Source organism: Novosphingobium sp. KN65.2, from assembly GCF_001368935.1.
Taxonomy (GTDB): domain Bacteria; phylum Pseudomonadota; class Alphaproteobacteria; order Sphingomonadales; family Sphingomonadaceae; genus Novosphingobium; species Novosphingobium mathurense.
In genome coordinates, this window is the sequence record NZ_CCBH010000236.1 from 1 (window position 1) to 7,182 (window position 7,182).

At 59.9% G+C, this 7,182-nt stretch carries 7 protein-coding genes; all 7 read left to right on the top strand.

Annotated elements, in window-relative coordinates; translation table 11 throughout:
- The first annotated feature begins 1,062 nt into the window (after positions 1–1,062).
- Positions 1,063–1,242 (top strand): hypothetical protein, encoded by a 180-nt coding sequence (locus tag SPHV1_RS25260; RefSeq protein WP_156367454.1) that lies wholly within the window; start codon positions 1,063–1,065, stop codon positions 1,240–1,242.
- Positions 1,243–1,330: 88 nt separating this feature from the next.
- A complete protein-coding gene (locus SPHV1_RS23965) occupies positions 1,331–2,035 on the top strand; it encodes an aspartate/glutamate racemase family protein (protein ID WP_054948502.1) in 705 nt (234 codons plus the stop codon).
- A gap of 84 nt (positions 2,036–2,119) precedes the next feature.
- Entirely contained in the window at positions 2,120–3,376 is a 1,257-nt protein-coding gene (gene otnK, locus SPHV1_RS23970; RefSeq protein WP_197277809.1) for a 3-oxo-tetronate kinase, read from the top strand.
- Positions 3,373–4,014, top strand: coding sequence for a 3-oxo-tetronate 4-phosphate decarboxylase (gene otnC, locus SPHV1_RS23975; protein ID WP_082431154.1), 642 nt, complete (start codon positions 3,373–3,375; stop codon positions 4,012–4,014). The genes otnK and otnC overlap by 4 nt, the downstream gene beginning before the upstream one ends.
- A 249-nt stretch (positions 4,015–4,263) precedes the next feature.
- The gene (locus SPHV1_RS23980; protein ID WP_231634850.1) at positions 4,264–4,998 is read left to right on the top strand and encodes a cupin domain-containing protein; all 735 of its coding nucleotides are present in this window, start codon (positions 4,264–4,266) and stop codon (positions 4,996–4,998) included.
- Between the two features lie 121 nt (positions 4,999–5,119).
- Positions 5,120–6,445, top strand: a complete 1,326-nt coding sequence (locus tag SPHV1_RS23985; protein ID WP_054948504.1) for an FAD-binding oxidoreductase — start codon at positions 5,120–5,122, stop codon at positions 6,443–6,445.
- Positions 6,446–6,568: 123 nt separating this feature from the next.
- On the top strand, positions 6,569–7,182 hold a 614-nt coding region (locus SPHV1_RS23990), incomplete at its 3' end, for an IS6 family transposase (protein ID WP_231634851.1).

The following is a 7,182-nucleotide window of genomic DNA, read 5'->3' on the forward strand; positions in this document are numbered from 1 at the left end:
ATGACTCCATACTGCAATCTTGATCCTTTATCGCACTAATTGCACCAATTGTCTAGATTGCATAGCATGCACTGTGTTCGACCTGCGCCGACGCCCGGCGGACCCAGGTTGTCCGGATTGTGGCAGTGCCAGCAGCGCTTGTTCATCTAAAATGCCATTTGGTTCAATTCGATATGGCACATTTTCACATAATGAACAGCGCCATTAGGTTGGCGGCGCGACGCGCGACGCAAGAGAGAGGGCACAGCCTGATTGCCGCGGCGGTGAGCTAAAAGCGTGTTGGACGAAGCCGCCTGCGCAGCGTTGCGGCTATGGGGATTGAATAGAGCAACCGGCTTTCAGGATATGCCGGTGAGCGTTTTGACCGACAGCATCGACTTGTGTCGAGTGGCGCCGTAGGCTGTAAAAGGTTGGAAGCTGGCCTTAGCCTTTTGAACCAGGCAATTGGGGATCATCAGTGGCCGATGGAGGATTGTCATCATGTCTCCAGCCAGAATTGGGGCCCAGGTGATGGCGAAATCCGTTCAAGGACTTCAATATAGATCATTTGACTGCAGTGGCAGGCGGGGTCAAACTCGTCGGGAGACAACAGTGAGGTCTTCGATCTCGTGTTCGTCGCCAGCCTTCTCAGGCGCGGGATGATTGACAAGATGTTGCGGCATCCTGAGAAGTTCGCGGCAGCGCGCCAGCTTTTCCTTGCGATAGCGATTGCCCAGAAAGCTGTCCCACGATACGGCGTTCGCTTTCAGCAGAAGCCGACCCTTCTTTGCCGCTCACGGGACGTTTCTGGAATCCGGCTGACGGACATGACCGGATCCTTGCCTGGCCGCACAATCATGTCGGCTTCGTCGGACACTTGCGACTGTCCGGAATCGGGAACAGGGTGGCGGTAAGCTGCCCGTCATTCAGGTCTGTCATTCGCTGCGTTCAGCTTCGTCTCCAAAGTTGCCATCCGGTTATCACGGCTAGAGAGGCGTCCCGAGCAGCGACGAAGTTACGCTTGCGATCAGCGCGCCTGTCTCGTCGTGCACGCGCGCTTCGGAAAATGCGGCGGTGCGGCCCATGACAGTAGGTACCCAGCTCCAACGCGGCCTGACGATCTCTCGACGACTAAATCAAGCCTATTTGGCCGATTTCCAGCTGAAAACGTCAAAAAAAACGAATGAAGATGCAGGAATGGCAGAACGTTACGTGTTCGTCGGCACGACAGTCAAATCTTCCGCCAGTGAGCAGGTAAATTAGGGAACACTGCCGCGAGCGAGTGCATATCACCCTGCTGTTAACGGTTCAAATCGAAGAGCATGCACAACCAAAACTAGAGATGTAAGTCATGACCACAGTCGTTTACGAGCCCCCTGCGCTTGCCATGATCCATACGGTCCCGGGCATCATCCCCATGTTCAATAAACTTGTCGGCCGCCATTTGCCCGATTGGCGTCCGTTCAACATGGCGGATGAGAGCTTGCTGGGGAACACGATCCGCGAAGGCGCGCTGTCGCGTGAAACCATGCGGCGGCTCGTGACGCAAATCTGGTCGGCGGTGGATGCGGGGGCTTCAGCTGTCCTCGTGACCTGTTCCTCACTCGGTCCGGCCGTCGATGCGGCAGTGCCGCTTTGCCCCGTACCTCTCTTCCGCATCGATGACGGGATGGCGATCAAGGCGATCGGGCGCGGGAACCGTATCGGTGTCCTTGCGACTCTGGTTACGACACTGGACCCCACATCCCGTCTGATCGAGCGCCACGCCCAGAGGATGGGCCGTGACATTTCACTCACCAGCAGGCTTTGCGAAGGGGCGTTCGATAAACTGCGAAGCGGAGACAAAGCCGGGCATGATGCGATGATACGGGAAGGCCTGGCTTCGATCATGGAGAAGGTGGACGTGGTCGTTCTTGCTCAGGCATCTATGGCCAATGCCCTAAATGAGATGAGCGACATGGTGGTGCCGGTGCTTGCGAGTCCCGAACTGGGCGTGCTGCATATGTCCTCCGCACTGAATGCGCACGCCTGCGCCCAGGGAAGTTCGCAAAAGTAAGTCTGCGGTTCGTCGGCTTTCGCAAGTCCGGAGCAGGCCGTCCGGAAGTGGCGCGCCGTCGCGGAGAAGGGAAACGATGTGCTTTTGGGTGTAATCGCCGACGATTTTACCGGCGCAAGCGATATTGCCAATACAATTGCAAAGGGCCTGCACCCCAAGGGTGGCCTACGCACCGCGCAGTTTCTCGGCGTGCCGAAATCCGCTGCGCCGGCTGATATTGAGGCGGGTGTGGTTGCCCTTAAAAGCCGAACTGTTCCGGCCGAGGAGGCGGTAGCGCAATCGCTTGAAGCGTTGAACTGGCTGCTGGCCCAGGGCTGCCGGCAGATCGTCTTCAAATATTGCTCGACATTCGATTCGACGCGTGCGGGCAATATTGGGCCCGTGGGCGAAGCGCTGGCGGCCGCGCTTGATGTGAAAGGCGTTGTCGCATGTCCGGCTTTCCCGGGCGCCGGCCGCACGGTCTATATGGCGCATCTTTTCGTTCATGACCGGCTTTTGAGCGAATCCGGCATGCAGAACCATCCGCTCACCCCCATGACGGACCCGGATCTTCGCCGATGGCTGCGATACCAGACCAGAGGCTCCGTTGGCCATGTCGCGCTGGATACGGTTCGCAAGGGGGGCGAGGAGGTCGCCGCCGCGCTTGCCGCGAAAGATGATGTTCTGGTGATTGTCGATGCAACGTCCGATCAGGATCTGATCACAATCGGGTCGGCGATTGCCGGTCACAGACTGGTAACAGGCGGGTCTGGCATAGCGATTGGTCTGGCAGAGAATTTCATTCGGCGCGGGCTCGCTTCAGGCAACTCCGGCCGGCTGATCGGCGCAAAGGGGCCGGAAGCGATCCTCGCGGGAAGCTGCTCTGGTGCGACCCGTGGCCAGATCGATATCCATAGGCAAAACCATCCGGCTCTGGCGATCGACGTTGACAAGGTGATGAGCGAAGAGACCACCTCAGGCCAGGTTGTGGAATTCTTGACACGCAATCGCGGTCAGGCTCCGCTCGCTTATTCCTCGGGTACGCCTGAGAAGGTCAAGACCATGCAGGCGAAATATGGTCGCGAAGTAGTCGCGGCCAGACTCGATGCTTTCTTCGCCGACACGGCCATCAAGCTGGTTCGGTCGGGTGTGACACGGTTGGTCGTGGCCGGCGGCGAAACGTCCGGCGCGGTTGTGTCGGCGCTGGATCTCGGCGCTCTGACGATCGGGCAGGAAATTGACCCAGGCGTCCCGGTGCTTCTTTCGAACGGGGACCAGCCGATTGCCCTCGCCCTGAAGTCAGGTAACTTCGGTGCCCCTGATTTCTTCGTCAAAGCGTTGGAAAGATTGGAAGGCAAGTGAGCAGCTCGGAAAACAGAGTCCGCGAGGATATGGTACGCTTGGGGCGATCGCTATTTGAGCGTGGGTTCTCGGTCGGCGCAGCAGGCAACATGAGTGCCGCGGTCGATGACGGGATACTCGTGACGCCCACAAACTCTTGCCTCGGATTTCTCGATCCCGCGAAGATCAGCAAGATCACGCGTGACGGACACCACATATCGGGGGATAAGCCGTCCAAGGAAGTGTTTCTGCACAAGGCATTTTACGAGACGCGGCCGCAGACCGGAGCAGTGGTACACCTTCATTCAACCCATGCGACGGCGCTCTCCTGCCTTAGTGACATTGACTCCGACGACTGCATCCCTCCGCTGACGCCATATGTCGTCATGCGCGTTGGCCATGTAAAGCGCCTGGACTATGTGCGGCCGGGCGATGAGAAGGCAGGCGATCTGATCCGGGCGCTCGACGGGAAATATGCTGCAATCCTCCTCGCCAATCACGGGCCGGTCGTCACCGGCAAGGACATTGTCTCGGCCGTCTATGCGGCGGAAGAACTGGAAGAGACCGCGAAGCTGCTGGTAATGCTGCGCGGCATGCCCACGCGCATCTTGTCGGACGAAAATGTGGCTGAGCTTAACGCTGAGTTCGGGTGCTGTTGATATCAGCCATAATGGTAGATCGTGTTGTCGGCCCTCGTTTGTCGGGGATTCTGTTCTCAATCGGTGGGCAACAATGGCGTGATCTAGCGGCGCGGCATCGTTAGACTTGACGGACGGTATCATCACGCCGCGGAGAGGAGGCCGATATGCTTGGCTCGAAGTCGTTCGTCGCGCTGACGACCCGATGACCGCCTGCGACCCTTGAGATCAAGGGAAGGCATTTGTGAACCATTTCGTGAGGTGAATGAGATGCTCAATCTCGATGGCGATACTATGAGCGCCGCCCTGAACCAGAAGGTCGGCGCGGTCATCGACATGCGCGCCTATGCGGCCGCCACGGCTCCCTCCAGCGACTGGCTGCAAGGCAGGGCGAAGCCAGCCTTCGCTGACGCTGCGACGCAGGTGGCAGCGTTCGCGCTGCGTGGTGAAGGCCAGGTCGAGGCGCTTCCCACGGACGAGTTCGTGCTCGTTCTCGCGGGCCGTCTCGAAATCGAGAGCGACGCCGGCACGCTGGTGATCGAACCGGACAATGGCGCTGCCGTGCCGGTCGGCACCAGCTTCCAGTGGCGCGCCTCCGATGATCTGCTGGCGATCGTCTATGCAGCGCCGACCCAGGCACCGGGAAGCCCCGCATTGTCGGTCCTGATCGACAAGAATGCGCCGCTGTCGCCATCCAATCCGCCGCCGCCGGAAAATCTGCTCAGCCCGGCTCCGACGTGCCGGGGCAATTCCGATTATCGGTCCGCCAATCAGGAGTTTGCCTGCGGTACATGGGACTCAACACCCTATCGCCGACGCCAGATCCCCTATCGGCAGGTTGAGCTGATGTTGCTGCTGGAAGGAAAGGTCACCTTCAGCGACGATAGGGGCAGCGTCACCTTCAAGAAGGGCGATGTCTTCATGTTCGTGCGCGGCGACGGCTGCGAGTGGCTCAGCGAGGAATATGTGAAAAAGGTCTTCGCGATTCAGCGCCCGGTCGCCTGACCGCGGGTGAAGAACGGGATGGTGTGTCGTCCGTTATCGAATACCGCACGCTTCACAACGGGACATGGTCAAGGCCATTTTCGGTTTTGCCTGACTCTTCTGCTCACTGGAAACCCCTATAATGCCTGCGCCGCTGCGTTTCATCAAATCCACGCCCACACTACCTGCCGAAGCTGACGCCGTTATCATCGGCGGAGGCATCATCGGCACTTTTACCGCCTACTATCTGGCCCAGCGCGGGCTGAAGGTCGCGCTGGTGGAGAAGGGCGTCGTGGGCGGCGAGCAGTCGAGCCGCAACTGGGGCTGGTGCCGGCAGCAGAACCGCGACGAGCGCGAGCTGCCGCTGGCGACGAAGGCGCTCGATCTCTGGGAGCAGTTTGGAAACGAAAGCGGCGAGGAGACGGGCTTTCGCCGCTGCGGCCTCTTTTACGTCAGCAACAACGACCAGGAACTCGAAACCTGGGCGCGCTGGGGTGAATATGCACGGTCCGTCGGCGTCAAGACGCGCCTGCTGACCAGTGACCAAGCCACGCAGCATGGAAGTTTCACCGGCCAGCGCTGGAAGGGCGGCGTCCATTCGCAGATGGACGGTATTGCCAATCCGGCCCTCGCCGTGCCCGCCGTAGCCAGGGCGCTGATGGCGCTTGGCGGGACGGTGCATCAGGCCTGCGCGGCGCGCGGCATCGAGACCACAGGCGGCGCGGTGAGCGCCGTCGTCACCGAAAGGGGAACGATCCGCACACCAAGGGTCATTCATGCGGGGGGAGCTTGGGCGTCCTCATTCTGCAACCAGCTCGGCATCCGCTTCCCGCAGGCGACCGTGCGTCAGACCATCCTGGCGGTCGGGACCGGTCCGCTGAAGCTGCCAAATGCATTCGTCAGCGATTCGGTCTCGATCACCTATCGTGGCGAGGGGTGTCACACATTGGCGATCAGTGGCCGCGCCATGGTCGATCCGACGCTGCAGTTCGTACGGTTCCACCGCGAATTCATTCCGATGTTCAGGAAGCGGTGGAAGAAAACATCACCCGGTGGGTTGCACGGCATTCGCGCTGGCCATGAAAGCCTTTCGCGCTGGCGTCTCGACCGGCGAACGCCGATGGAGGCGATGCGCATCCTTGATCCCACGCCCGACCCCAGGACGGTGCGCCTGACGCTGAAGCGCGCCGCGGGGCTGATCCCGGCTCTGGAATCGGTGCCGATGGTCGCCAGCTGGGCGGGCTTTGTGGACAGCACGCCCGACGGCGTTCCCGTGATCGGAGAAGTGCCGGACGTGCCCGGACTGATCCTGGCTGCGGGTTTCAGCGGGCATGGCTTTGGCATCGGACCGGGCGCCGCCCATCTGGTTGCTGACATAGTTACCGGGCAGGACCCCATCGTCGATCCGCGCCCCTACCGGCTTTCCCGTTTCATGCGGGGTAAAAAGATCGACGTTTCTGAATTTTAGTGCCTGATTGTCATGTTCGTGTTCAAGAGGAGAGGGAAGAGCGAACTTCAGATTCAAAGGTTCTGTCGCAAATTTTGGCGCGATGTGAGAAGGTTGGCGCAGTTTCGGCTTTCGGAGAAGCGATTGTTGTTCAAGGGTCGCCATTTCGAGGGCTCGCTGATCCTGCTGTGCGTACGCTGGTACCTGACCTACGGGTTGAGCCTGCGGGATATGGAGGAAATGATCGCCGAGCGCGGCGTGGCGGTCGACCATTCGACGATCCACCGCTGGGTGCTGCACTATACGCCACAATTGCTGGACGCGTTTAACGCTCGCAAGCGGTCGGTGACGAGCAAATGGAACGTTGATGAGACCTATATCAAGGTGAAGGGCGAGTGGATGTACCTCTACCGGGCGATCGACAAATCGGGCGCCACGGTCGATTTCCTGTTTTCGAAGACGCGCAATCACAAGGATGCGAAGCGCATCTTCCGAAGGGCCTACAAGCGCCACGGCCTGCCCGTCCAGGTGACCATCCACGGCAGTCAGACCAATCTGGAAGCAGCGCGGACATGCCATGCCGAAGTCAGGATGCGAACTCGGTCGAAGGCCGTGCCGCTCAAGGTCCGGCAGAGCCAATATATGAATAACCGGATCGAACAGCATCACCGGCGTATCAAGCGCCGCATCCGGCCCATGCTCGGTTTCAAGTCCCAAGCCACCGCCGGCGTCATCCTCGAAGGCATCGAACTCATTCA